This window comes from Agrobacterium tumefaciens, assembly GCA_025560025.1.
In the GTDB taxonomy this organism is placed as follows: Bacteria; Pseudomonadota; Alphaproteobacteria; order Rhizobiales; family Rhizobiaceae; genus Agrobacterium.
On the sequence record CP048487.1, the window covers coordinates 313029 to 338542 of the forward strand.

Below are 25514 nucleotides of genomic sequence, written 5' to 3' on the forward strand. Positions count from 1 at the left end.
CGTCGCGTTAAGCGGCGACGATATTGCTGAACGGAGATTTGGAATGGCGGCATTGGAATTAACGGACATCGTAAAGAGCTTCGAGGAGCGCACGGTCGTTTCCGACGTGTCTCTTTCGGTCTCCGACGGCGAATTTGTTGCCATTCTCGGACCTTCAGGCTGTGGGAAATCGACACTGCTCCGCATCATCGCCGGCCTGGAGCACGCGACATCGGGCAGGATATCGCTGGGTGGTCGCGATACGACATGGCTCCACCCGAAGGATCGCGCTATTGCGATGGTCTTTCAGAACTACGCGCTCTATCCGCATCTGTCGATCTTCGAGAATATCGCCTTCCCCATGAGGATCGCCGGTGCCCGGAAACGTGACGTCGATGATTCCGTTCAACGAGTAGCAAGCCTTGTCGGCTTGAGCCATCTTCTCGACCGCAAGCCTCGCCATCTATCCGGGGGAGAGCGGCAGCGGGCTGCGCTGGCGCGGGCGCTGATCAGGAAGCCGGCCCTGTTCCTGCTAGACGAGCCACTTTCAAATCTGGACGCTAAACTGCGGCAATCGGCGCGTGAGGAACTGAAGCTTCTTCAACGGCAGACCGGTTTGACCGCGCTGTATGTCACCCACGACCAAGTGGAAGCGATGGGCCTTGGTGACCGGATCGTCGTCATGAGCGGGGGTGTCATCCGGCAGGTGGGAAAGCCGAAGGAAATCTATCAAAATCCCGCCGATACGTTTGTCGCCACATTCATCGGCACGCCGCCAATGAACATCGTGGATTTCGACGAAATCCTTGTCGGCTTTCGTCCCGAGACGGTTCAGGTCAACGGCGCCGCAAATGCAGAGACCACTGCATTTCCGGTCGAGATCCAGAGAACGGAGTATCTGGGGAATGTGCAACTCGTCTATGCTTCGATCCTCGGCTCTTTCAAGCCCGGTAGGGTGATCGCCGCCGTCCCGGTCAAAGATGCGCTCACGCTTGCAGAGGGCGAACGCACCACATTCGCCGTCCGGACGGAGGAACTCCGCTTTTTCGACAAGGTCACGGGCTTGGCGGTGGAAACACCCAATGCCGATCTCCGCACCCCGGCCCAGGGCGTTGCTGAACATGTCTGAGGCAACCGCAATTCAACGCGGCGATCGAACATTCGCCTACCTTACGCTCCTTCCCTCCGTAGCACTCATACTGCTCCTCATAGCCGTGCCCACGCTCGCGATCTTCGCCCTTAGCGTGCAGAACGTGACGCTTGGCCGCTTTGCAGGCGAGTTTGCCGGACTGGCGAACTTTCGCGCGGTGTTGGCCAATCCTGACTTCTATTCCGCACTCACCAACACCTTCATCTGGGTCTTCGGAAACGTCGGGTTCGAAATGCTGATTGGCACTGGCCTTGCCCTTCTGCTTCACCAATCGTTTCGCTTCCGTGGTGTGGTTCGCGCCGTCGTTCTGGCGTCCTTCTTGATGCCAACGGTTGTTGCGGTCTTGGTCTGGCGCTACATGTTCGACGACATCGTGGGCATAGCCAACAGCCTCCTGATCAGCACCGGGCTGGTCGACAAGCCCATTCAGTGGCTGACTAGCCCGCGCCTTGCGATGTTTTCGGTGATCGTGATCGGCACCTGGAAGTTCGCTCCGTTCGTTGTGCTTGCAATCCTAGGCATTCTGCAATCGATACCGAACGAACAATATGAAGCCGCCAAGCTCGACGGCGCCAATGCGCTACAGCGTTTCATCCGCATCACGCTTCCCTACATACTCCCAGTCTTTATCTTGACCGCGCTTTTGCGAACAATCTGGTCGTTTCACAAGTTCGATCTCATCTACCTGCTGACGGGTGGCGGTCCGGTCGATGCGACGACGACACTGCCGATCCTAATTTACGTCAAGGGCTTTCAGGAGTTCGACGTCGGCGGCGCGGCAGCGATTGCGCTCATCATGCTCGCGATCATCACGGTCTTCCTGGCGATCTATCTCGTCCTCATTCGTTGGTCGGAGCGTCGTCAATGACAACTCAAAGCCGCCTCCTGCCATCCAACCCGGCGCAGTTCCACGCTATCACAACTGGGATCATGATCTACCTTCTCGCGTTCACCGCGATCACGGTCATGGGTTTTCCGCTTTTGTGGATGATTCTCTGCTCGTTCAAGGAGCCCGCGGAACTCTACCAGGCTCCGCCAAACTTCCTGCCGGCAACCATCACATTTCGAAACTATACGGACCTGTTCACCCAGACCGGGTTCGCGCGGTACTTTGTAAATAGCCTGATCGTCGCGTCCGCCACAACTTTCTTGGCTCTGACCTTGGGAGCGCTCGGCGGATACACGCTGAACCGGTTTCGCTTTTTTGGCTTGGCGGCGGTGGCGGGCCTATCCCTGCTTTGCTACATGCTGCCCGAAACGCTCGTCGTCATCCCGGTCTACATGCTGGCGTCGCTTGTTGGATTGCAGGATACGCTCGTGAGCCTGATCGCCGCAAACACGGCATTCACGCTGCCGTTCGCACTCTGGTTCATGCGTTCGTACTTCAGATCTATCCCGACATCATTCGAAGAAAGCGCGATGCTCGACGGCTGCACACGCTTCAAGGCATTTCGGAAGGTCACCCTTCCCCTCGCCTTGCCCGGACTTGTCTCCGTCGGTGTGTTCAGCTTCAACAACGCGTGGAACGAATTCCTCTTCGCTCTGATCCTCACTTCATCCGAACGCAACAAGACTTTGCCGTTGGGTCTTTCCACTTGGATTGGCCAGGATAGCATCTACTCCTGGGGCATGCTGCTCGCAGGTTCTGTCCTACTGACGGCGTTTTCCATTCTGCTCTACATGCTGACGCAAGGTAAGTTGACGTCGGGCCTGACGGAAGGCGGGATGAAGGGTTGAGGGAAGCATGTGCCTCATTCAGCTTGACAGGATTCGAACCCTAGATCCGTCTAATCACACTCTATGCAACTGGAACTATTAGAGGATCTGTGGCAATCTAGCATACGGGTTCGCTCGATCGGTACCTTCGGGTTACACATCAGTAATCCTGTCGAGGGAGGTCTTATTCAATGATTTTATCCCATTTGGGTCAGAGGTCTTAATCGGCGAGACGATGCGCGTTGCGAAGAGGGCGAGCGGCACAACAAGCGCAGCGACGGTAGAGGTAGTGAAATACAGCCACCATGCAGCATTCGATAAACTATTCAAATTCACGACGTCCGACACGCCGTTGAAATTCACGACCAATCCGGCAACCGCAGCGCCCAAAGCGCTAGCGAACTGTTGAATAATGGGGATAGACGCCGAGGTTAAATCCTCTTCGCGAGGCAGTGCGCGAGATAACACCGCACTTTGCAGATGTGGCCAACAAACACCTATCCCTAAACCCAATCCGGACAAGCAAACTACTATCGCGACCGTTTCGTTTCGGTCGACGGCGACCCTGGGTACAGGAAGAAAAATTGAAAGCCCTACAAACGACAGAAAAACAACGATGGGCCCAACGAGGACGGCAATTCGGGCTTTTCGTCCGGTAAGTCCCGCGGAGCAGATCGCTCCCAACATCCATCCAAAAGCGATGGTCGACACCATATAGCCAGCCCAAAGCGGTTGCTGTTTTTTTAAGAGCTGCAAGAAGTACGGTACATAAATTTCACTCGCTTGGCAGGCGCAGATTAAGATCATCATAAGGTACAAAATGAATAACGGTGAGTGCATTGAGAATGCACCCGTGGGAAGGAGTTTTGCCAAGGAATAATTCTCGCGCCACACAATCACTGCCGCGCATATAAATCCGAGAAGAAGAAAGGCCCCTGCAATGAGAATATTCAATTCTGCGGCGGTGCCAGCCAACGAAAGCAACATGATCGACGCCGAAAGAAGAACAATCTGAAGCAATGGTGGCGGCGAGTCTTTCGAACCAGCAAACTCCTCAGGCAGTACTGACCATGCAATGAAAAAGAGAAAACACGCCGCAGGCAGAAGTATCCAGAAAGAGAGCCGCCATAATTCTGCGGCAGCCATGACTCCGCCGATTGCGGGTCCCAATAAAGTCGCCCCCCCACACCACCGACATCAAAGCCAGTGCTCTCGGCCATAGACTTTCTATAAATAACGCCCGGACCATAGAATAGGATATGGCGACAAGAATGCCCGCGCCGAACCCTTGAACAAAACGCCCTAAGAGCATGCTCTCCATGTGCAGCGCAGTACCACAGAGAAGGCTGCCGATGGCGAATGATGCCGCTCCGATTGCGTAAACCTGACGAGGCCCCAAGCCCGCCGGATGGTGGGCAACAAACACCGATGCGAGTATCGAGGCCACTATGTAGAGAGTAGTGTTCCAAGCGAGAAGATCAACACCACCAATATCTTTTACGATTGAGGGCATCAAAGTCGATCCAACAAAAATGTTGATCGCGTGCAAAGCTATTCCGCCACCCAAGACCACTATCTTAGAAAAATTACCGCCTAAAAACAGCGACTTCCATTCCGCAAGAACACCCATTTAGATCCCTATCGAAACAGCTGTTATTCTGGGCTATATACCTCAATTGTCCATCCATCGGGATCTTGGAAATAAAGAGCAACACGAGACGTTCCTGTCATCTCATAGATAGTTGCTTCGGGATTGTTTCCCCTTACAAGGGTGACTCCATTGTTGCTCAGATGCTCCCCCAAAGCAGCACTCCCTGACGGTCAGTCCGAATTCCAAAGTGGATCCTCTCATCAGGTTTTCCTTGGTAATCGACCGCTTCCTCCAAGAAAAAATCGAAACCGCGGAAAGACGCGGCGATCTTCCTGGGGCCCAGATGGTTCACATACGAGAAGCCCAAAACTTCGCTGTAAAACGCCCATGAAATGTCCAAGTTCTTCACCAGGATGTTGAGATGTTTTATCTCGCTGACTTTTATTATTTCCAGCGTTGGATTAGACGCCATGATGATCTCCTTCAAACAGCAGTTTCTCAACTGCTCTGTTGACGGTCAGAATGGGTGATAAGCGATACGTTGTATCTGTGATCGAGAACCTGTCACTGATCATTCGGCCGCCATTAACTGATTATAGGGCACATCTAGTCTCACACTCACCGAAACGGTTTCGTCGCAAATGGTCACACCATAGACTCTTCCGTCGTAGCAACTCGCCACGAAGCTGCTTGTTCGTACATCCGTCGAAATCGATGAGATGCCGCTGGTGCTTGGGCGCACGACATTGAGTCGGCTTGAGCGGCGGTTGATTTGGGCGGGTCTTGGCGGCCACCATGCACAATTGGCATAAAAACGTAACCCCTATGCCGCTGATTCCTTGAAATAAAGCAGGCGAGATATCGGCGCCGGCTGACACCTTCGCGGTTCGTTCTAGTTCGTGGTACTTATGGGCTGAGCGTCTCATTCTCGGAACTCGTCCTAAACCGAGTATCGCTCCGCAGCCCGCGAACTATTCGGTCGTAAGTGACGATCTTAACTCGATCGTGCCCCGTAGCGTGGTGTAAGTCGACGGTAGCAAAGCCGCTCGCGAGCGCGCCCTTAGCGCGCTGTAGCGAGTGAGCGGCTTTGCGGGCGGTCATCGATAATCTCCGGTATGGTTGGGTTGCTGACACTCAACCAGATACGAAGGATACATTGACGCGCATTCTCCAGCGAATGCGATGAGATAAAATCATGACCCATATAACGCTCAAACAAATGGGGTATTTCGAGTCGCTTGCACAACTCCGCCATTTCGGCTGGGCAGCGCAGGATTGCGCGATTTCGCAACCAGCCTTGTCGATCCAAATCCGCAATCTGGGGACGGAACTGGGTGCCGCACTGTTTAAGCGCGAGGCACAGCGGTTGCTGCTGACCGAATTCGGCGACCTGGTTCTGTCCCGTATCCGCCAGATTATGCGGGATGTGGAGGATCTCGGTGATCTCGCGCGGGCCTCCCGCGACCCGCTGGTGGGCCCACTGCGGATCGGGATAATTCCGACCGTCGCACCCTATCTTTTACCTGTGGTGATCAGGGACTTGACCCGCCTCTATCCCGATCTCGAACTCAGCTTCTCCGAAACAATAACCCAGAAGCTGCTGAAGGAACTCACCGAAGGGGGCCTCGATGCCGCCATAGTATCCCTGCCGGTCTCCCAACTCACGCAGAACGAGGCCCCACTCTTCACGGAGAAATTCGTGATGATCCGCTCCGCCTTGCATGCTGGACAGCCCATGCCCAACCGCGAAGACCTTCGCAAAATGCCACTGCTTGTCTTAGAAGAAGGCCATTGCTTCCGCGATCAGGCTCTCTCTTTCTGCAATTTGACCGCCGAGCAAGCCAGGGACCAGATGAGCGCAACCTTGCTTACCACGCTCGTGCAGATGGTGGGCGCGGGGATTGGCATAACCATGATCCCGGAAATTGCCGTGCCGGTAGAGGTCGATTCGGCATCGGTCTCGGTCGCCCGGTTTGACGTCCGCAACCGTCCCGCACAATCGGCATGGTCTGGCGCAAGACCAGTCCGCTGACCGAGCAGCTTCTAAAAATCTGCGATGTCCTGCAGCTATCAGCCGAAACACGGCAATATACTAAATAAACAGAAACAGCAGTCAGCACGGCCCTCACCATCCCCGTAGCGGCCAAACGCCGGCGCAGGCAGGGCACGCTTTCGACCGTCAATCCGCCGGAGAGTTTAACGCCTGCCGGGACACATGTTCCGGCCGGAAGCCAAGCCTGATCAGACGTCCCGCCAGATGGGCGAGCAGCGGCCAGCGCGCGATCGAGCACATGAAGGTCGGCGGGCCGCTCCGCCTTGCTTCATCGCGATCGCGCCGCATCATCAGCTGCAGTTTCTGCGTCGCCTTCGTCGGGAAACGGCGGCGTGCTTCCACCGCCGCGAGATTCCAATTGGCGACCGTGCCAACGTTCAGCGGTCCGCTGAGAAGGTTCGCCGCTGAAGTCTTGGATCACCAGGAGCACCCCAGCACATCAAGTTACTTGGTCGAAAGCGCATTCGCCCGTCAACTTACCAGCGTCAGCCCGCCATCGACCGCGATCGTCTGGCCGGTGATGAAGCTGCACTGCAAGAGAAAGATGTAGGCTGAAGCGACCTCGTCGATCTCGGCCGTTCTTCCGAGCGGGATGGTTTGTGCGAAACGCTCCTGCGTGGCTTTCAGCTCGGCGGCTGCCATGCCCCGCCAGAGCGGTGTCGGCGTCCATGTCGGTGCAACGGCGTTGACGCGCGCCTTCGGCGCCAGTTCGACCGCGAGCCCCTCCACCAGAATACGAATGGCATCGTTGCCGATGATGGCTCCGGAGGCATTGTGCGGCCGGCCACCCGAACCGGCGGTGAAGGTCATGCTGCCGCCTTCGGCAATCCTCTTGGCCGCATGGCGGGCGATCTGAAGATTGGCGAACAGCTTTTCATCGACGGCGTGCTTGATCGTGTCATAGTCGGCTGCCAGAAAGCCGCCGCCCATCGCGCCACCCGCCATCGAGACGAGATGATCGAAGGATGCGATTCCGTCGAACAAGGCGGCGATCGACGAGACATCGGCCGCGTCGACCACATGCCCGGCAACGGCATACCCGACCGCGGCGAATTCGCCGACGACCTGCTCGAGCTTCGCGGCATCCCGGCTGGTAATAGTCACTTTCGCGCCCAGTTCCGCGGCCTTCAGGGCGGTTGCCTTGCCGAAGCCCGAGCTTCCCCCGATCACAATCACTGTCTTGTCTTTGAGGCTCACGGATTTCTTCCTTCTTTTCGGTTTGTTTGGTGTTCGGCAAATCTTCGAGCGCCCCGATACTCACAGCATGGTCGTACAAGCGCCGATGCAGACAGCGCCTCAGCCGGTATTTGCGAACAGCACGTTGATGCCGTGCGGGGCGCAATCCAGATACTGTGTCGGAGCTCTGACAGTGGCGCCGAGTTCGGCCGCCGCATGCCAGGGCCAGCGCGGATTGTAGAGAATGCCGCGACCCAGGGCGACGAGATCGGCCTTGCCCTCGGCGATCGCCGCTTGCGCCTGTGCGGCCCCGGTGATCAGCCCGACACCGATGACCTGCATATCGACATGCCCCCTGATCGCTTCGGCGAAGGGCAGCTGATAGCCCGGCACCAGCGGCGGCAATTGCTGGCGTTTGGGATCGAGCCCGCCGCCCGAGACGTGGATATAGGCGCAATCGCGCGCATCGAGCGCCCTGGCCAGTTCGATGCTCTGGTCGAGATCCCAACCACCCTCGATCCAGTCGGTCGCGGAGATGCGGATGCCGACGGCGACATCCTTGGGCGGCCGCCTTGACCGCATCGAAAATCCGCAGCGTCAGCCGCATGCGGTTCTCCAGGCTGCCACCATAATCGTCGGTGCGCCGGTTGGTGATCGGCGACAGGAACTGGTGCATCAGAAAGCCATGCGCGCCGTGAAGCTCGATCAGGTTCAGCCCGATGCAGGCCGCCCGTGCGGCGGCATCGCCGAAGGCTGAGACGACGCGGTCGATGCCGGCAAGGTCGAGTACCTCAGGCAATGGGCCGTCTTCGGTCAACGGCAACGCCGAGGGCGCAACCGTCCGCCAGCCGCGCACGTCGTCGGGGGCGATGACGCCCTCTTCCCGCGTCACGCCGGAGGAAGCCTTTCGCCCGGCATGCGACAACTGGATGCCGATCGGCATGCTGGAATGCGCTCGCACTGAAAGGATGACCTTCGCGAGTGCTGTCTCCGTCAGATAGTCCCAGAGGCCGAGATCCGCATAGGAGATGCGCCCTTCCGGCGTCACGGCCGTCGATTCGATGATCATGAGCCCCGCCCCCGACAGCGCCAGGCTGCCGAGATGCATCAGGTGCCAGTCGCCGGCCTGACCCGCTCCGGCCGAGAACTGGCACATTGGCGCGATGACGATGCGGTTCTCAAGCCGCAGCGGGCCGATATCGACGTGAGAAAACAGGTGCCTCATGACGTCCCAACCTATTCGTCGAAACTATCATGAGCGCCGGCCGCGCCGCGCCGCCAGTAGCCGGAGGCCCGGATCCACTTGGGATTGGCGCCATGTTCGGCGATCAGTGCCTGACGCAGGTGCTTGGCCGAAGACGACTCGCAGGCGATCCAGGCATAATAGTCGCCTTCCGGGAAGGAGACGGCGTTCAGCGCCTCGACCAGCGGGGCCGTGCCACCTGGGGCGGCTCCGCGATGGACCCAATGGACGGTCGCCGCGGCCTTTGTCTCGAACGTCAGCTCGTCGGCCTTGCCGTCGACCTCGGCCAGCACGATGACGCGTGCGCCTGCCGGGAGTTCTTCCAGCCGACGGGTGATCGCCGGCAGCCGTCTCGTCGCCGATCAGAAGGTGCCAGTCGAAATCGATCGGCAGGATGAACGAGCCGCGCGGCCCGCCAATACCGAGTTTCTGTCCCGGACGTGCCTGACGCGCCCATTCGCTGGCCGGCCCCGTCTCATGCAGCGCGAAGTCGATCTGAAGCGTGCCGGCGACCGGATCGTGATGGCGTGGCGTAAAATCCCGCACCGCGGGGTGGGCTTGGCCTGCGGGAAAAGACACGCCTCTCTCGCTGAGTTCAGGCCGTGGCGGGGCTTCCTCGCCCGGCGCCGGAATGAACAGCTTGATATGATCGTCGAAGCCCGGACTTTCAAAGCCGGCTAGGTCTTCGCCGCCAAGCGTGATCCGCACCATGTGCTGGGTCAGCATCTCTGTCCGCTGCACCTCAAGCAGCCGGAAACGGAGTTGGTGACGCACGCGGCGCGGACGCCGGTCTTCGGTCAAATCTCTATCGGGAACGTGGTGATGGCCGCCGCGCATGCAATACTCCGTTTTTCTTCTAAAGTTGCGCAAAGGATTCGGCGATCAACGCCGCCGCCGCCTGGTCGTTGTCGCCAGACGAGCCGCTCACGCCGACCGCTCCGACCACCTCGCCCTCATGCACGATCGGCATGCCGCCCTGCAGCGGCAGCAGTCCCGGCACGGTCGCCATGGACGGCTTGCCCGAATTGATCATGTCCTCGAACAGCTTCGACGGCGCCTTGAGGAAGGCGGCCGTGCGCGCCTTGCCGACCGCGACATCGACCGTGACGATCGAGGCGCCATCCATTCGGGCGAAGGCAAGAAGGTTGCCGGCCCGATCGACAACGGAGATCGCAAGCCGCATGTCGTTCTTCGCCGCATGATCGAGGCCGTTCGCCAGGAGCTTCTGCGCCGCGACAAGCGACAGGTCGCGCACGGTGGTGGTGAGTTCTGTCTGCATTCTCGTGTCTCCTGCCGCCTTGCTTGTTTGTGCGAACGCGTCATGTGCAGGCAAAGCGCTACCAATTGCGAGCGCCGCGCCAATGCAGGCCACCCGTTGCACCGTTCTGAAAATCCGCCTCACGTCTCATCTTCCTTTCAGGTTCAGGTCGTATCGCCGCTGGACGGACAGAGGTTGCAATCGGGGTCCCTGTCGCCGCGGGCCGCCTGCCCGTTGGCAACCACGCGGTCGAGGTAAGTCATGAACTGCTCGATCTCCTCGGGCGCGAAGCCCTGGAGATGTTCGTCGATCACCTCGATGGCGATGGGCCGAAGCCGTGGATAAAGCGCCTCTCCCGCCGGTGTCAGCGAAAGGGCGGCAACCCGCCCGTCCCGCGGCGAGGGCGCACGCCGCACCAGGCCGAGCCTAACCAGACGGTCGAGCATGCGGGTCATCGCGCCGCTGTCATAGCCAAGGCTTCGGCAGAGCTCTGTCGCGGTATTGCCGATGCCGCCACCGATCCTGATCAGCACAACCCATTGCGGGCCGGTGATGCCGATCTCCTGTGCGCGGCGGTCAACAGCCCGCGTCATCAGCGACGCAGCGTCGATCAGCGCCCGGCCGACATTATGGACTGGATTGTAAGCTCGCTCGGAAACCAGGGGGAGCCACGTTTCGCCAATCGACATTAATATCGACATCCTCTTGCTGCATATAATCTGCCTAGGCAGATAAATATGTATTTGCTAGGATAGCGTCAAGGTGCCTGGCCCAGGTGCTCGCCTTTTGAATGCTCGGAAATCGCATCAAATAAACACGGGTCAGCATGCGTTTAGAGAAGCCTCTGGCAAGGAAACTGACCGTATGAAGATTGAGTTGCGCCACCCTCGTTATGTCACCGTTGCCGCCGAGCACGGAAACTGTTGGCGGCATCCTGAACAATGAGATGTATATCGGCAAGCTGACCTGGAATCGACCGCGCTCCACAGGCAAGCGCCACGCGCGGCCGAACCCGCAATGCGCGCCTTGTTCTGGGCAATGAAGCTTGAGGGGAATCGACATCCGTAAGGGCCACGCGTTGGTCGAACATGTCGGAATCAGAGCAGGAAGGAAGGTAGTCGAAGATGAGAAACCGCCATCTACGGTATTTCCTAGCCGTGGCAGAAGAACAGAGTTTTTCCCGCGCCGCCGCCAAATTACATATTGACGCCTCTCCTCTTGCACGCGCAATCGGAGACCTGGAAGCGCAGCTTGGTACTCAGCTTCTAATCCGAGAAAAGGGACATATCCGCCTCACCAATTCAGGAGAGGTGTTTCGTGAAGAAGCTCGCCGCATCCTCACATCCATCGAAAACGCCAAAATTCGTGTCCGATCGGCGACAAACGGATATCGCGGCCAGTTGCGTGTCGGTCTCGCCGACAGCCTCGCTCAACCACAACTGACAGTCAATGATATGATTCTGGCGATCAGACACGGGGAAATCGATGTAGGTTTCACGATGGACGGGGAATTTTCAGAAGGGCTCTTCAAGTCAGCGCTTTGGCGCGAGCGCGCTGTCGTAGCCATGCCAACCCGCCACCCTTTTCTCGCGTTAGACAGAGTTTCCCTCGCTGAAGCCCTTCGCTACCCTCTGGTCATGTCCCACCCCGATCAATGCAGCTGTGGGCATAAAGCAATACAGCAATGGCTTAACGACCAGCGTCTCCCGCCCCCGGACCGTTGCCGAATATATTTCAGCACATGTGCCAATGATGATGCTCGTTGGGGCAGGATACGGAACAGGAATTGGGCTTGAATCCCAGTTGGCTTTTTATAGCCATCCTAATATTGTCGTTCGGGTGATGATGATGGATGAAGTACCGCCGGTTGCCACATATATTGTCAAGCCAATCGATCGCTCCAGAGCGATTTATAAACCAAGCAAGACAGATCGGAGACATCATCATAAATGCCTGTGACGGTCCATAACCGATGATGGTCGAGTAGCTATGCCATGCGGCTTCGCCGTCACAGATCCGGGCGGACGGATTTCCCGCACCAGCCTCTTCCCGAGAGTAATCCGCTTCATGTCCTGGCATGCGCCCAAGTTCGAGTAATACGTGGGACCGGCAGCGCGAACCGTGCGGTCACCGTTTCGTCCGAGGACTACGCACGCGGCCGCAGCTACGACAAGGCTATGGACTGGCGAAGGACGCGGGCTATGAAAGACCCTTCGCCTGCTTCGATGACATTGAGCACAAGGCCATTCGGTCGGCAGCCGCCGAACTCAATCTCATCCCGCGCGTCGTGGCAGGGGTTTTACCGACGGACAGGTTCACTCGGTTCGTTGCGATGCCGGTGACATCAAGGTCATCTGCTACGAGGAATCCGAAACGAAGGAATATATCGTCGGACTTCCCGTTGCGAAGGCGGCGAGACCGTCAAGTGCCAGGCACATATCCAGATCGCCGACGTCGATCCCGGCCTGAAGAAGCCGTGTGACTTGCCTCAAACATGAACTTCAGCGGCCCTTCGGGTTCGACTTCGTTCACGCAACAGAATTCTGGCAGACCGATAACTTCCAATCGCTCTACGAAACGGTCTCGCGATCCATTTTGCGCGCTTCGCTAGAAGCGAGACCGCCGCATCATCAATGACTGCTCCGCTTCGTAATGCGCGATGAGATGATGCATCCCAACTATGCTCGCGCCCAATATCAGTATCTGCTGGTGACAATACACCATAAAAACTTCACATCTCGCAGCTTTCACAAGAAAGTTCGCCCCTTCTTGGTGGTAGCATCAACTGCCGGAAGCCCTGTTTTGAGTGAGGTTTTTCAGGGGAGATAGGAAGCTCGCAAAGTCATTTCTATAGTCTGCAAAATCTATAGATTATAAAATATATAATTGCATTAGAGCCGCCCTATTTCCCTCTCCCCTGCAGGAGAACCCCCGTTCGGTGTCTTTTGAAACTCTAACAGCAGAGCAGATATATGAAAATCGGTACCTCTCCCCTTCTCTTAGCTGGCGCTCTGTTGGCGCTCGCTCCGGCTGTACTCGCACAATCCTCGAGTACCCCGGTTTTCGGCGGCACCCTCAAGATCGCTGTCTATGAGGCTCCGGTCTGCGTGGACCCGATCCAGATTACGAATTTCACGCCGCTCAACATAGCGCGCAACTTCGCGATCTCTCTGACCGATCAGGATCCCGTGACCGGCGCGGTCAAGCCATGGGCGGCGGAAAGCTGGGAAATCAATGCTGACGCCACGGAATATACCTATCATCTGCGCAAGGACATCACCTATGCGGATGGACAGAAGCTCGATGCAAAATCGGTCAAGGCCAACCTTGAGAACATTCGCAACAAAATCGGCCCGAAAGCGAACAGACCCTATAATTATCTGACCTATTACGCCGGCAGCGACATTGTCGACGATTATACGATCAGGATAAAATTCTCGCATCCGTCCGGCCATTTCCTGACCGCCGCGTCCTCGGCATGGCTTGCGCTTTATTCCGATGCGACGCTTGCGAAAACCGCCGAAGAGCGCTGCGCGGGCGCGCTGATCAGCGCCGGTCCCTTCAATCTGACGAAATGGTCGCAGCTTGAAGGCGCGACGCTGGAACGGCGCGAGGATTACACATGGGCCTCGCCAAGTTCCAAAAATCCCGGCAAGCCCTATCTCGAAAAGATCGAATTCGTCATCGCGCCGGAGGACAATGTCCGCACCGGACTGCTGGAATCCGGCGAGGTCCAGCTCATCACCAATGTCAACGTCTCCGATCAACCAACGCTGGAAGCCGCAGGCTTCACGCTCGACGTGGGCCGCAACCCCGGCACACCGTTCGGGCCTCAGTTCAACGTCAAGACGCCGATCCTGAGCGACGTGAAGGTACGGCAGGCATTGCTGCACGCCGTCGACCGTCAGGAAATGATCGCCGCTATCGAAAGCCCCAAGGCGGTTCCCGCGACCGGCGTGCTCGTCAACTCGGTTCCGGGCGCAATCGACCAGAGCGCGGACATCGCCTATGATCCCGATCTCGCCAACAAGCTGCTCGACGAGGCGGGCTGGACGGAACTCGACGCCAACGGCGTCCGCGTCAAGGACGGCAAACCGCTGCGCATCGTCCTGAGCGGCTATGGCCAGTATCGCAGCCAGGCTGAATACATCCAGCAGGCCGCGAAGAAGATCGGCGTCGATCTGGCGCTTGAACTGATCCCGGATGGCAGCGACATCGTCACCAATATCCTCAATCCGCACAAGTTTGAGATCATCTTCGGCAACGCCACCGAGGCCGACCCGGACGTCCTGCGTTCCTACTACGGGCCGGAACAGCGCAATGTCCCCAATTCGGACGACGAATGGCTGAAGAAAGCCGTCATCGAGCAGCTTGCGCTCAGCAAGCCGGAAGACCGCTTCGCCAAGATCGCCGAGATACAGCGTCATATCGTCGATCAAGCCTATGCCAATCCGCTATATCCGGTCACGCAGGTCTTCGCCCGTGACGCCAAGCTGAAGGGCGCGCTGCCGGATGTTCTGGTCCGCCTGCGCCTCGAAGCGGCATGGCTGGAACAATGAGCATCGCCGAGACATCTCCCGCCAGGCCCTCATCGTCATCGATGCGGGCAAGCGGCATATTGCCTTATATTGTCCTGCGCCGGCTGCTTCAGGCTATTTTCGTTGCATGGGCAAGCTTCACGCTCGCCTTCGCCATCCTCTACTGGCTACCGGGCGATCCGGTGGCAATCATGATCGGGCCAGACGCGCATCTCGACGCGACGGAACTGGCGAAGCTGCGCGCGCAATACGGTTTCGACCGTCCCTTGATCGTGCAATATTTGGACGCGCTCTGGCGCGCCGTTCATCTCGATTTCGGCACATCGCTGGTGACAGGCAAAGATGTGACTGCAAGCATCGCGGCGGCCGCCCCGGTAACGGCGGGACTCGCCCTTGTCAGCCTGACGCTGGCCATCGCTTTCGGCACGCTGTTCGCGGTTCTGTCGCTGGACCTGCCCGGCTTTCCGCGTCTCGGCTTCATCGTCTCCAAATTTCCCGCCGTCTTCGTAGCGATACCAACCTTCGTGGTCGGCCTGCTGCTGTTGCAGATATTTGCCTTCAAGCTGCACTGGCTGCCCGCGACAGGCAGCAAATCATGGTCCACGCTTGTTCTGCCCGCGATTACGCTGGCGGTGCCCGGCTCGGGGATTCTGGGACAGGTTCTCGCCAAGAGCCTGCGGCGGGCCTATGCGGAAAGCGTCGTGCGAACCTTGCGCGCGCGCGGCTATTCCGAGTTGCGGATACTCCGCCACGCGCTGCGTCAGGCGTCATTACCCGCCTTCACTATGGCGGGCCTGATCGTCGGCGGCACCATCGCCAGTTCTGTCGTGACGGAAACGGTCTTTTCACGTCAGGGCATAGGGCGGCTGATGCAAATGGGCGTGACGAACAAGGACATCAATCTGGTCTGCGGGCTGATCGTCTTCTCCGCGCTCGTCTATGTCGTCATCAATCTTGTCGTGGACCTGCTCTATCCCGTTCTCGACCCAAGGGTGAAATCATGAGCGACATTTCCCCGGAAGCCGCCTTCTTCGAAGCCCGCGATGTGGGCGCGGCCATCGTCCGAAGACACTGGGCGGCCATTCTCGCATTCGCCTATCTTGCCGTCCTGGCCCTATGGGTGGCATTTCCGTCGGCATTCACCATCCACGATCCACTTGGCGTCGCTGTTACCTCGAAGCTGCTGCCACCCTCCGCGGAACATTGGTTCGGCACCGATCATCTCGGACGCGACGTGCTGACGCGCATCATTTTCGGAACGCAGAATTCGCTGATGGCGACGCTTATCGCCGTGCTGATCGGTCTTGTCGTCGGCTCCGCCGTCGGGCTGATCTCGGGCTTCGGGCCGGAACGCCTCGATGCCGCGATCATGCGTGTGGTCGATGTGCTGCTCGCCATTCCCAACCTGCTGCTCAGCCTCGCCATCGTCACCGCCCTCGGTTTCGGGCTGGTTCCCGTGGCGATAGCCGTCGGCATCGGCTCCGTGGGAAGCTTCGCCCGCATCATGCGCTCGGAGGTAATCCGGGTGAAAAAGCTGCCTTTCGTCGAATCCGCGCGCCTGCTTGGTGCGTCCCCCGCCGATGTGGCGATACGCCATGTGCTTCCGCACTCATGGGGGCCGGTGGTGGCGCTTTCCGCCATCGAATTCGGCGCGGCCGTGCTTTCCGTCTCAGCCTTGAGCTTTCTCGGTTTCGGCGCGCCCCCGCCCGAAATCGAATGGGGCCTGCTCGTCTCCGAGGGCCGAAAATTCATCAGCGCCGCATGGTGGCTGATCGCATTTCCAAGCCTTTTCATTGTTCTGACCGTCGTGGCGGCCAATGTTGTCGGGCAATTCCTGGAGGAACGACTTGGACAGGCATATTGATTTCCCCGGTGCCGAAACGGATCGCGGCATCCTGCTCGACATCGACAGGCTGTCGTTCTGGTATGGCGACGCGGGCCAGAAAGCGCCGACCTTGGACGCGGTTTCGCTGAAAGTGCTCAAAGGAGAAGTCGTCGCGCTGGTCGGCGAATCCGGCTCGGGCAAATCGACCCTCATCAATTGCGTGATCGGACTTCACGCCGGCCACGATACGCGCGTCGAAGCGGAGGCGCTGCGCTTTCAGCAAACGGATTTGCGAGACCTCTCCGAGCGCGAATGGCGCAGGCTGCGTGGGCGGCATATCGCCTATGTCTCGCAAGACCCAACGGGATCGCTCAACCCGCTTACGACGGTCGGCGACCAGCTTCAGGAAGCCCTGCGTTTCTTCCACCCCAACCTTGGACGCGCGGAAGCGAAACGCGAGGCGCTGGAACTGATGCGCAAAGTGGGCTTCGCCGAACCGCAGAATATTTATGGCCGCTATCCACACCAGCTTTCAGGTGGCATGAACCAGCGCATCTCCATCGCCGCCGCCCTGTGCGGCGAGCCGGAATTGCTTCTTGCCGACGAACCCACCAGCGCGCTCGACGTTTCCGTGCAGAAGCAGGTGCTGGACCATCTGGAAAAGCTGGTCGTCGAAACCGGAACCGCCATGCTTTTCATCACCCACGATCTCGCCGTCGCGGCGGATCGGGCCGAACGCATCGTGGTGCTGCAACATGGGCATGTCCGGGAGGAAGGCCCCGTCGAAACGGTTCTGGCCTCGCCCCGGCATGGCTATACACGGCAATTGCTGGCGGCCGCACCGTTTCTCCAAGATATCGGCGAACCCGAAAAGGACGTAGGCAACCAAGCACCGGAGAAGACGGATAGTGCGACCGGCGAGAATCGCCTCCTTAATATCGAGGGACTCGAGAAGCATTTCGGCGACCACGACGGCAGCCGCTTCACCGCCGTCGGCGGCATCAACCTGCATGTCGACCGGCAGGAAACGGTTTGTGTCGTCGGTGAGTCCGGCTCTGGCAAGACCACGCTGGCGCGACTGATACTCAAGCTGACGGCAGCCGATGCTGGCAATGTCCACTTCAATGGATATGACGTACGCCATCTGTCCGGCGCGGCGCTCAAGCAATACAGGCGCGAGGCGCAGATGGTTTACCAGAACCCGTTCGCCTCGCTCGATCTGCGCTATAATGTCCGAGAAATTCTTTGCGAACCGCTCAGGATTCACGGCATCGGAAGCCGGAGCGAACGGCGCGGCGAAGCAAGCCGCATGCTCGATCTGGTCGGCCTTCCTGAAAAATTCCTGGAACGACGACCGGGCGAATTGTCCGGCGGGCAAAGGCAGCGCGTTGCAATTGCCCGCGCGCTCATCACTTCGCCAAAACTGTTGATCCTGGACGAAGCCGTGTCCGCGCTGGACGTATCGGTGCAGGAGCGCATTCTGGAACTGCTGCGCTCGATCCAGCAGGAACTGGGGCTGGCCTACCTGTTCATCACCCATGACTTGTCGGTGGTCCACAATTTCTCCGACCGCGTCTATGTCATGAAGCGCGGTGAAGTCGTCGAATCCGGCAGCACGGCATCCGTCTTCGACGCGCCGCAACACGATTATACGCGGCTCCTTCTGGCGTCCGCCCCCGGACAGTTGGCGCGCGGCAAAGTCGAGAACAGCGCAGCGGTTGAACCAGAACGTCCCTATGGACCGGCCCCCATCGTGGTGGCGCGATGACTGGCGCGGGCGTTTCGTCGCGCTGTCAGTTGCGCGCCGGAAGGCCGGAATTTTTGCAGCAAAACGTTCATGGACCGGCCTCTTCGGGCATTCGATTTTCCCGTCCACGGCATCTTCGAAAACCTGTTTCTTCATTTTATATATTTTATAGAATATAGAATTCTACAGAACGAATAGGCTTGTCCGCGTCCGTTCAGTCGCAGTCCGTTTCTATTTCAGGATATTGCCGTGTCGTCCACGTCCCAAATTCCGCGCCCAAACACAGATTTAGTCGTAGGCCCAGTCGTCGGTTTGAGTATCGACGCTGAAGAGGCGCTGCGCCAGCTGTCGGCGCTGCAAACGCGTGATGCGAAGCTCCCGCGTCCTGCCGCCGACTTTCTTCTGATCCGCGACCACCCTGCGGGCGGGAACGGCGAGGATGTGCAGGCGCAGCTTGTCGCCTCGTTTGCTGCCGGGCGGCTGGACGGCATCGGCATCGTGCCCGAAATCGACGTCTTTCGCGGTGACCCCTATCTGGTCGCGCGCGCCATCGCCAGCCTCGACATATTGTCGAAAGGACGCGCCGGTTTCATTCCCCTCACCGCACCTGTTGATTTGCTCGACATAGGCTATGCCAGGACCGCCTCGGACGCGGAATATGTCGCCGAATTCGTCGCCGTCGTCGATAGTCTCTGGAATAACTGGCAGCCGGGCGCTCTGGCGCGTGACTGGAAAAACAACCGCTATATCGACCGCAATCGCATTCGCGAAGCCAATCATGAAGGGCCGTATTTCTTGGTCAAGGGACCGTTGCCGACGCCAACCGCGGTGCAGGACACCCCGCCGGTGATCGCGCGCCGCCATCCGGCCCATGCCGGGATCGCAGACAGAGCGTCTGCCTTGATCCATGACGGGGCGGCAACCGCCGGTCAGGGCGAAAGCCCTGCGCTTCTGGAAATATTGCTCGATTCCCCGTCTCTCCCTGACTCCTTCGCCGCCCACATGGGCGTTGTCCTGCGCGCCGAAGGCGGGTTTGCCGACTGGGCGGAGCTTGTCGATCGCACCCACCGGGCGCATGCGCGGCTCGACCTTAAATGGCGGCCATCTGACGGCACCCTCGCGGATATTCTTGCCCGCCCTGCAACATCGATTTCGGAAATATCCCATGTCTGACAAACGCCGCGTCCGCATCGCCGCCCAGTACAATGCCGAAGACCCTTTTGAAATCTGGCACCCCGATCTCGCCGCCGAACTGAACACGGAAGTCTCCTTCCGTCATGCCGCCACCACATACCACGAAGGACTGTTCGATTTCTATTTTCAGGCGGAAACCGCCGCCCTGCCCTCGGGCGAGAACGGCATTCCCGACGCGAAGGTCATCGGCCGGCTCGACAATCTGACGACGCAATCATGGCTGGCCGCGCTCTATCCCGATCTCGGCTTCGTCGCCACGATCAACACCGGCAACAACGTGCCTTACGATCTGGCGCGCAAGCTGCACAGCTTCGATCTCATCACCAACGGGCGCTCCGGCTGGAATGTCGTCCTTGGCGGCAATCCCAAGGCGCATCTCAACCACCGCGCCAAGGCGGTGCCGGAACAATCCGTCGATCGCTATGAACTCGGGCGCGAGATCGTGGACAGCGTCATCGAGTCACTGACCGGACAAAGGCCAGCCGGTTCTCAACCGCAGCATTTTCCAGCACCCGCCGGTCGTCTTCTGCCGCCAACCCGACAGGGCGCGCCCTTCACCATTCAGGCGGGAGATTCCGGTCGCAGCCGCGATCTCGCCGCCTCCTATGCCGACGGTCTCTACACGCATTATGCCGACGAGATCAACGGCCGCGCCTTCCGCAGTGACCTGCATGAACGCCTGCGTGCCAAGGGACGTGACCCGGAACAATTCAAGATCTACTCACGTTTAGCCGTGCTTGTCGGCGAAAACGACGCGGATGCGCGCGATCGCCACAAGGCGTTGTTGCCCTATCAGCTTCATGAAAAGCTCGTGGTGGAGTATGTCACAGAAATTTGGGGCAAAAGCTTCACCGAACTGGATATCGATGGGCCACTACCCAACGACGCCCCCACTAAGGGCCATACGGTCAATCTCGGTCTCTCCTACGGTCTCTATCTCGACGGACCGGCCGACAAGGCGGTCGAGCGGCTACGCCGCATTTCGGCGGAACATGGCGGCGCGGGCTTGCGCGAGACGTTGGTGCTCGCGGCCGGAACCCATTACATCCACGGCGGGCCTGTGACTGTGGCCGGAGAACTGCGTCGCCTGGTCGAAGCGGGCGCGACAGACGGCTTCGTCATCGCACCCCATTCCGCGCCCGATTGGCTGAAGGATTTCGTCAATCGCGTGGTTCCGGTTCTGCAGGACTGGGGCGTTTACGCTACGGAATATCACGATGAAACGCTGCGGGAACGCGTGTTACGTGAGGTCGCGGCGTAAGAGAGCACCCTCATCCGCCCGTGCCTCAGCAGCGGACCAAGAGTCGGTCACTTCGCAAGCAGGTGCACATGCCAATGCTTTTCCTCAGCCTGAAACACTCCCGTCTACGTGCGACTTCAGACCAAATTACCAAGCAGGCTCTTCCGGCAGGGCTTTGTCGAAAGAGGCCTGTTTCTAGATATTGTTTTCATAGCCTGCCTTACAGACGCAACTTTCTCCCTTCAACATAAACCTGATTAATTTTATATATTATATATAAAATGGAGCTTCATCATTGGATCGCACAACGTTCCGGGTGCTTCCGTTTTGTGACATCATCCAATGGGCCAACCGGCAACGAAAGCATCCGGCAGGCATGCAGTCAGACCTCCATTTTCAAGGGATTATAGAATGGGCAACATACAGAACGGCCGCAATCGACCATCGAAAATCAGAACGCTTTCCGCCGCGTTCCTTCTTCTGAGCGGAGCAACCGCTTTTGCCAGCGATGTCGCAACGATTGCGGATTCTCCCTATCAGGGAAAGAAACTCATCATCTCGATGCAGTATGATTGGGAACCTCTGTCTTTCAAGGACGATAGCGGCAATCCGACAGGCTACTTCTACGATATTGCGACCGAGGCAGCGAAGCGTTTGGGGGCAACGGTCGAGATCACGTCGGGCGATTTTGCCGCCGTCATCCCCGCCATTCAGTCCGGCAAATTCGATACCGCTGTAGGCCTCGATGCGACCGTCGCGCGCCAGGAAGTTGTCGATGTCGTTTCACATGTGATCGCCGGTTATCGTCTGCTGGTCCCGGCCAAGAGCACTACTCCGGACACGCAAGATCTCACCGCCTTCTGCGGCCTGACCATCGCGCTTCTGGCAAGCCACCCGGCGCAGGGCACATTCGAGGAAACGTCGAAGAAGTGCGAGGCGGAAGGCAAGAAGCCGATCACGGTCAGCCTCTATCCGGATCGTGCCGCAACATTCCTCGCCGTCAAGTCCGTCCGCGCTGACGGCACCGCCGGCTACACCGGCGAGAACGGCTGGCTTCTGCGCAAGGATCCAGATCTCAAGGTTATCGGTCCGATCTTCGATACGACCTATGCCGGCGTTCCGCTTAAAAAGGGTTCTGAAGGCGCTGTCTTCTGGCAGAAGGCGATCAACTCGCTCATCGCCGACGGAACCTACGCGAAAATCCTCACCAAGTATGGCGTTGAGGATGTTGCCATTCCGGAATCCCTCATCAATCCGGCAAAATGAGAACCCTTTCTCCATGAACAGCGAACTTGCAAAAGCGAGCGGGCAGCCGGTTATCCACCGACGCCATCCCGCGCGCCTGGTGACTGCGGCGTTGGCTCTTCTCCTCGTCGTCTGGTTTATCGATGTGCTGTTGCGCAATCCCGCTTTCGAGTGGGCAATCGTGATCCGCTACATCTTTGAGCCGAGCATCATGCGCGGGCTGGTTACCACCCTGTGGCTGACGGGAGCCGTAACTTTGCTGAGCGTATTGTTCGGCACCCTGATTGCTGCGGCCCGGCTTTCCCCCAATTTCGTGCTGCAAATCGGAGCGTGGGGATATGTCTGGATTTTCCGCTCGACGCCTCTTCTTGTGCAATTGCTGTTCTGGTTCAATATCGGCTATCTCTTTCCGAAAATCGGTTTCGGATTGCCGTGGCTGACGCCCTTTATCGAGATCGACTCCAGGGATCTCATCAGCCCGATTGCTTCTGCGCTTCTCGGCCTGACCTTGCACATGACATCCTATGCCTCGGAAATTATCCGTGGCGGCATCATGGCGGTTCCTTCCGGGCAGATCGAGGCTGCTGAGGTTCTGGGGCTTTCCCCGACCCGCATCTTCACGCGGATCATTCTGCCGCAATCGATGCGCAGTATCATCCCCTCCATCGGCAATCTGCTGATCGATACGTTGAAAAGCACATCCGTCATCAGCGTTCTTGCCGTTCCGGACCTGCTTTATTCCGTGCAGCTCATCTACAACAAGACCTACAAGGTCGTGCCGCTGCTGATGGTGGCAACGCTCTGGTACATCACCGTCACCACTATCCTTTCATCGCTGCAATATTACATCGAGCGCTATTTTGCCCGCGGTTCGGCGCGCGAGCTTCCCCCGACACCGCTCCAGCGCGCAAGGGGAATGGCCGCCGATTTCTTCAGAAGGCTCCGGGACAAGCCCGCCGCCACCCAACCGGAACACAAGCGAGACCACGATGCTGTCATTGGTCGTTCCTGAAGCCGAAAGGCCGCAGGCCATCCTGCATGTCATGGGCCTTAGAAAGAACTACGCGAGCCTCGAAGTCCTGAAAGGCATAGACCTGTCGGTGAACAAGGGCGAAGTGCTGTGCCTGATAGGTCCGTCCGGTTCCGGCAAGAGCACCATCCTGCGCTGCGTTGCCCTGCTTGAAAAATACGACAGTGGATTGATCACGCTGGACGACCAGCCGCTGGGGGTTGATTTTCACAAGGGGCGCCTGCGTGAAACCTCGCCGAAAAATCTGCGCAGACAGCGCATTCGCATGGGCATGGTGTTCCAGCACTTCAACCTGTTCGGCCACATGACCGTTCTCAGCAACATCATCGAAGCGCCCATGAGCGTAAAGGGGATGTCATGGGACGCCGCGGTGGCGCTGGCCCGCAGCCTGCTTGAGCGCGTGGGGTTGAAGGACAAGGAAAACAGCTATCCGAACCAGCTTTCCGGTGGGCAGCAGCAACGTGTCGCGATTGCAAGGGCCATGGCGATGCAGCCGGATGTCCTGCTGTTCGATGAGCCGACCAGCGCACTCGATCCGGAACTGGTCGGTGAAGTGCTGACCGTGCTGACCGACCTTGCCCGCTCCGGCGTGACGATGATCGTCGCGACCCATGAAATGAGCTTCGCCCGCGATGTCGCCGATAATGTCGCCTTTCTCCAGGACGGCACCATCGTCGAATACGGCAATGCGAAGCAGGTGATTACCGCGCCGGCACATGCGCGGACGCAAGCTTTTCTCAAACGGGTTCTCGCCTCGTGAGGTACGCCATCATGAGACAACCCTAATGCAGGTGTAGACAATGAATCTGGAATGCGATTTCGTCATCGTCGGGGCCGGATCGGCAGGCTGTGTCCTTGCTAACCGGCTTTCCGCCGATAAAAGGCACAGGGTCATCCTGATCGAGGCGGGGCGCGACATGCATCCCGACATGGTGGAACCCGCCATTCTCGACAGCTATCCCCGCATCGCCTATTTCAACCCGAAGAACCTTTGGCCGAATCTTCGCGTGTTTTTCGAACGCGTGCCGCACAATGCACCGGAGACGGCAACACCCCGCCGCTACGAGCAGGGTCGCCTCATTGGTGGCAATTCCAGCCTCAACGATATGCAGGCCTATCGGGGGCTTCCCGGCGATTTTGAGGAATGGGAAACGCTTGGCGCGACGGGATGGGGCTGGAGCGATGTTCTGCCCTATTATATCCGGCTGGAGCGCGATATGGATTTCGACGGACCGCTGCACGGCAAAAGCGGCCCTATTCCCATCCGCCGCATTTCGCCGAAGGTCTGGCCCGGCTTTTCGAAAGCGACTGCCGAAGCGCTGGCGCTGGCGGGTTACACGAGGCTGCAGGACCAGAACGCACAGTTCGAGGATGGCTTCTTCCCCCTCGCCATTTCCAATATCTACGACCGCCGCGTTTCAAGTGCGATCGGTTATCTCGACAATTCGACGCGCGATCGCGAAAACCTGACCATACTGTCGCAGACCACCGTCAGGTCGCTGCGTATCGAGAACGGCGTTGTCAAGGGGCTGGAAGCGCATGGGCCGCAAGGCGCCGTATCGATTTCGGCGCGGGAGGTCATCCTGTCGTCGGGAACCTTGCATTCGCCGGCGCATCTGCTGCGCGCCGGCATCGGTCCCGCCGCGCATCTGCGCTCGCTCGGCATCGATGTCGTCGCCAACCGCCCCGGCGTCGGCGGCAATCTCTACGATCACCCGACAATTTCCGTATCGTGCTATCTGCCGGAAGAAGCACGGCTGCCATCGACACTGAGACGCCACATCCATCTGGCCATGCGTTACTCTTCCGGCGTGGAAGGCTGCCCGCAGGGCGATATGAATTTCGTGGCGATCTGCAAGTCGGGCTGGCATCCGGTGGGAGAGCGGATCGGCTCGCTGCAAACCACGCTCAACAAGACTTTCTCCACCGGCCATGTGCGGCTCTCCTCGTCGTCGCCGGAAATAGAGCCGCGCGTCGAGTTCAATCTTTTGTCCGACCAGCGCGATGTCGAGCGTCTCAAGAAAGCCGTGCGATTGATGGCGGGGCTTTATGAATCGGAACCGCTGAAGCGGATCGCCCGCGATCCGTTTGCCACCAGCTACAGCGAACGCATCCGCGAGCTCGGCGTCATCAACCGCAAGAACCTCGTTCTGACAACCATTCTTGCCAAGCTCATCGACGGCCCCGACTGGTTGCGGCGTACCCTGATTGAAAAGCTGATGACAGAAGATCAGCCGCTCAATGTGCTTCTCGCAAACGACGATCTTCTGGAATCCTTCGTGCGCCGCTGCGCGCATGGCGTATGGCATGCATCCGGAACCTGCCGCATGGGGGCCGAAACCGATATCGATGCCGTGACCACGCCCGGTGGCAAGGTGATCGGCGTCGAGGGTCTGCGTGTCGCCGACGCCTCGATCATGCCGACAGTTCCGCGCGCGAACACCAACCTGCCGACCATCATGATCGGCGAGAAGATCAGCGATCATATTCTGGCGGACTATCGATGACGGTGCGCCAGTTTCGCGACAG

General features: G+C 58.7%; 19 protein-coding genes and 6 pseudogenes. 16 read left to right on the plus strand and 9 right to left on the minus strand.

The features are described from left to right. Window positions 1–43: 43 nt before the first annotated feature. Genes FY152_25155 through FY152_25165 form a run of 3 tightly spaced genes read left to right on the plus strand, consistent with a single transcriptional unit; the run spans window position 44 to window position 2866 of the window. Window positions 44–1108: an ABC transporter ATP-binding protein gene (locus FY152_25155; protein UXS35425.1), complete on the plus strand. Its 1065-nt coding sequence runs from the start codon at window positions 44–46 to the stop codon at window positions 1106–1108. After that, window positions 1062–1997 (plus strand): sugar ABC transporter permease, encoded by a 936-nt coding sequence (locus FY152_25160; GenBank protein ID UXS35426.1) that lies wholly within the window; start codon window positions 1062–1064, stop codon window positions 1995–1997. The genes FY152_25155 and FY152_25160 overlap by 47 nt, the downstream gene beginning before the upstream one ends. Beyond that, window positions 1994–2866 (plus strand): carbohydrate ABC transporter permease, encoded by an 873-nt coding sequence (locus FY152_25165; protein UXS35427.1) that lies wholly within the window; start codon window positions 1994–1996, stop codon window positions 2864–2866. Before FY152_25160 ends, FY152_25165 begins: the two co-directional genes overlap by 4 nt. 132 nt (window positions 2867–2998) lie before the next feature. On the opposite strand, the gene FY152_25170 is transcribed toward FY152_25165, so the two are convergent. From FY152_25170 to FY152_25180, 3 genes are all read right to left on the minus strand, one after another. Continuing rightward, on the minus strand, window positions 2999–3991 hold the full coding sequence (locus tag FY152_25170) for an MFS transporter (GenBank protein ID UXS35428.1): 993 nt from the start codon (window positions 3989–3991) through the stop codon (window positions 2999–3001). Beyond that, entirely contained in the window at window positions 3900–4475 is a 576-nt protein-coding gene (locus tag FY152_25175) for an MFS transporter (protein ID UXS35429.1), read from the minus strand. The genes FY152_25170 and FY152_25175 overlap by 92 nt, the downstream gene beginning before the upstream one ends. A gap of 157 nt (window positions 4476–4632) precedes the next feature. After that, window positions 4633–4908 carry a hypothetical protein gene (locus FY152_25180; GenBank protein ID UXS35430.1) on the minus strand — a complete coding sequence of 92 codons (276 nt, stop codon included), beginning with the start codon at window positions 4906–4908 and terminating at the stop codon, window positions 4633–4635. 723 nt (window positions 4909–5631) lie between these two features. Here FY152_25180 and FY152_25185 point away from each other — a divergent pair. Beyond that, a pseudogene (locus FY152_25185) lies at window positions 5632–6536 on the plus strand (LysR family transcriptional regulator). A gap of 79 nt (window positions 6537–6615) precedes the next feature. On the opposite strand, the pseudogene FY152_25190 reads toward FY152_25185, so the two are convergent. The 6 genes and pseudogenes from FY152_25190 to FY152_25215 all read right to left on the minus strand — a co-directional run bounded on the left by FY152_25190 (window position 6616) and on the right by FY152_25215 (window position 10855). Next, window positions 6616–6840, minus strand: a pseudogene (locus FY152_25190) (FAD-dependent oxidoreductase). A 120-nt stretch (window positions 6841–6960) separates the two neighbouring features. Next, on the minus strand, window positions 6961–7686 hold the full coding sequence (locus FY152_25195) for an SDR family oxidoreductase (protein ID UXS35431.1): 726 nt from the start codon (window positions 7684–7686) through the stop codon (window positions 6961–6963). Between the two features lie 99 nt (window positions 7687–7785). Continuing rightward, window positions 7786–8890, minus strand: a pseudogene (locus FY152_25200) (NADH:flavin oxidoreductase/NADH oxidase). An 11-nt stretch (window positions 8891–8901) separates the two neighbouring features. After that, window positions 8902–9745: pseudogene (locus FY152_25205) on the minus strand (siderophore-interacting protein). Between the two features lie 19 nt (window positions 9746–9764). Next, a complete protein-coding gene (locus FY152_25210) occupies window positions 9765–10187 on the minus strand; it encodes a heme-binding protein (GenBank protein UXS35432.1) in 423 nt (140 codons plus the stop codon). Between the two features lie 143 nt (window positions 10188–10330). Next, the gene (locus FY152_25215; GenBank protein UXS35433.1) at window positions 10331–10855 is read right to left on the minus strand and encodes a MarR family transcriptional regulator; all 525 of its coding nucleotides are present in this window, start codon (window positions 10853–10855) and stop codon (window positions 10331–10333) included. Between the two features lie 239 nt (window positions 10856–11094). On the opposite strand from FY152_25215, the pseudogene FY152_25220 reads away from it, so the two are divergent. From FY152_25220 to FY152_25275, 12 genes and pseudogenes are all read left to right on the plus strand, one after another. Beyond that, a pseudogene (locus tag FY152_25220) lies at window positions 11095–11181 on the plus strand (hypothetical protein). Between the two features lie 109 nt (window positions 11182–11290). Then, window positions 11291–12135: pseudogene (locus FY152_25225) on the plus strand (LysR family transcriptional regulator). A 1003-nt stretch (window positions 12136–13138) separates the two neighbouring features. Beyond that, window positions 13139–14725, plus strand: a complete 1587-nt coding sequence (locus FY152_25230) for an ABC transporter substrate-binding protein (GenBank protein ID UXS35434.1) — start codon at window positions 13139–13141, stop codon at window positions 14723–14725. Window positions 14726–14784: 59 nt separating this feature from the next. Beyond that, window positions 14785–15708: an ABC transporter permease gene (locus FY152_25235; protein UXS35516.1), complete on the plus strand. Its 924-nt coding sequence runs from the start codon at window positions 14785–14787 to the stop codon at window positions 15706–15708. After that, the gene (locus FY152_25240; GenBank protein UXS35435.1) at window positions 15705–16568 is read left to right on the plus strand and encodes an ABC transporter permease; all 864 of its coding nucleotides are present in this window, start codon (window positions 15705–15707) and stop codon (window positions 16566–16568) included. Before FY152_25235 ends, FY152_25240 begins: the two co-directional genes overlap by 4 nt. Next, window positions 16522–18297: an ABC transporter ATP-binding protein gene (locus FY152_25245; protein ID UXS35436.1), complete on the plus strand. Its 1776-nt coding sequence runs from the start codon at window positions 16522–16524 to the stop codon at window positions 18295–18297. Before FY152_25240 ends, FY152_25245 begins: the two co-directional genes overlap by 47 nt. A 291-nt stretch (window positions 18298–18588) precedes the next feature. Further along, window positions 18589–19449 carry an LLM class flavin-dependent oxidoreductase gene (locus tag FY152_25250; protein ID UXS35437.1) on the plus strand — a complete coding sequence of 287 codons (861 nt, stop codon included), beginning with the start codon at window positions 18589–18591 and terminating at the stop codon, window positions 19447–19449. Next, window positions 19442–20731, plus strand: coding sequence for an LLM class flavin-dependent oxidoreductase (locus FY152_25255; GenBank protein ID UXS35438.1), 1290 nt, complete (start codon window positions 19442–19444; stop codon window positions 20729–20731). Before FY152_25250 ends, FY152_25255 begins: the two co-directional genes overlap by 8 nt. 390 nt (window positions 20732–21121) lie before the next feature. After that, a complete protein-coding gene (locus tag FY152_25260; protein ID UXS35439.1) occupies window positions 21122–21976 on the plus strand; it encodes a transporter substrate-binding domain-containing protein in 855 nt (284 codons plus the stop codon). Window positions 21977–22055: 79 nt separating this feature from the next. Next, window positions 22056–22967, plus strand: coding sequence for an amino acid ABC transporter permease (locus FY152_25265; protein UXS35517.1), 912 nt, complete (start codon window positions 22056–22058; stop codon window positions 22965–22967). Next, entirely contained in the window at window positions 22945–23745 is an 801-nt protein-coding gene (locus FY152_25270; protein UXS35440.1) for an amino acid ABC transporter ATP-binding protein, read from the plus strand. Before FY152_25265 ends, FY152_25270 begins: the two co-directional genes overlap by 23 nt. A 40-nt stretch (window positions 23746–23785) precedes the next feature. Next, entirely contained in the window at window positions 23786–25492 is a 1707-nt protein-coding gene (locus FY152_25275) for a glucose dehydrogenase (GenBank protein UXS35441.1), read from the plus strand. The last annotated feature ends 22 nt before the right edge of the window (window positions 25493–25514 follow it).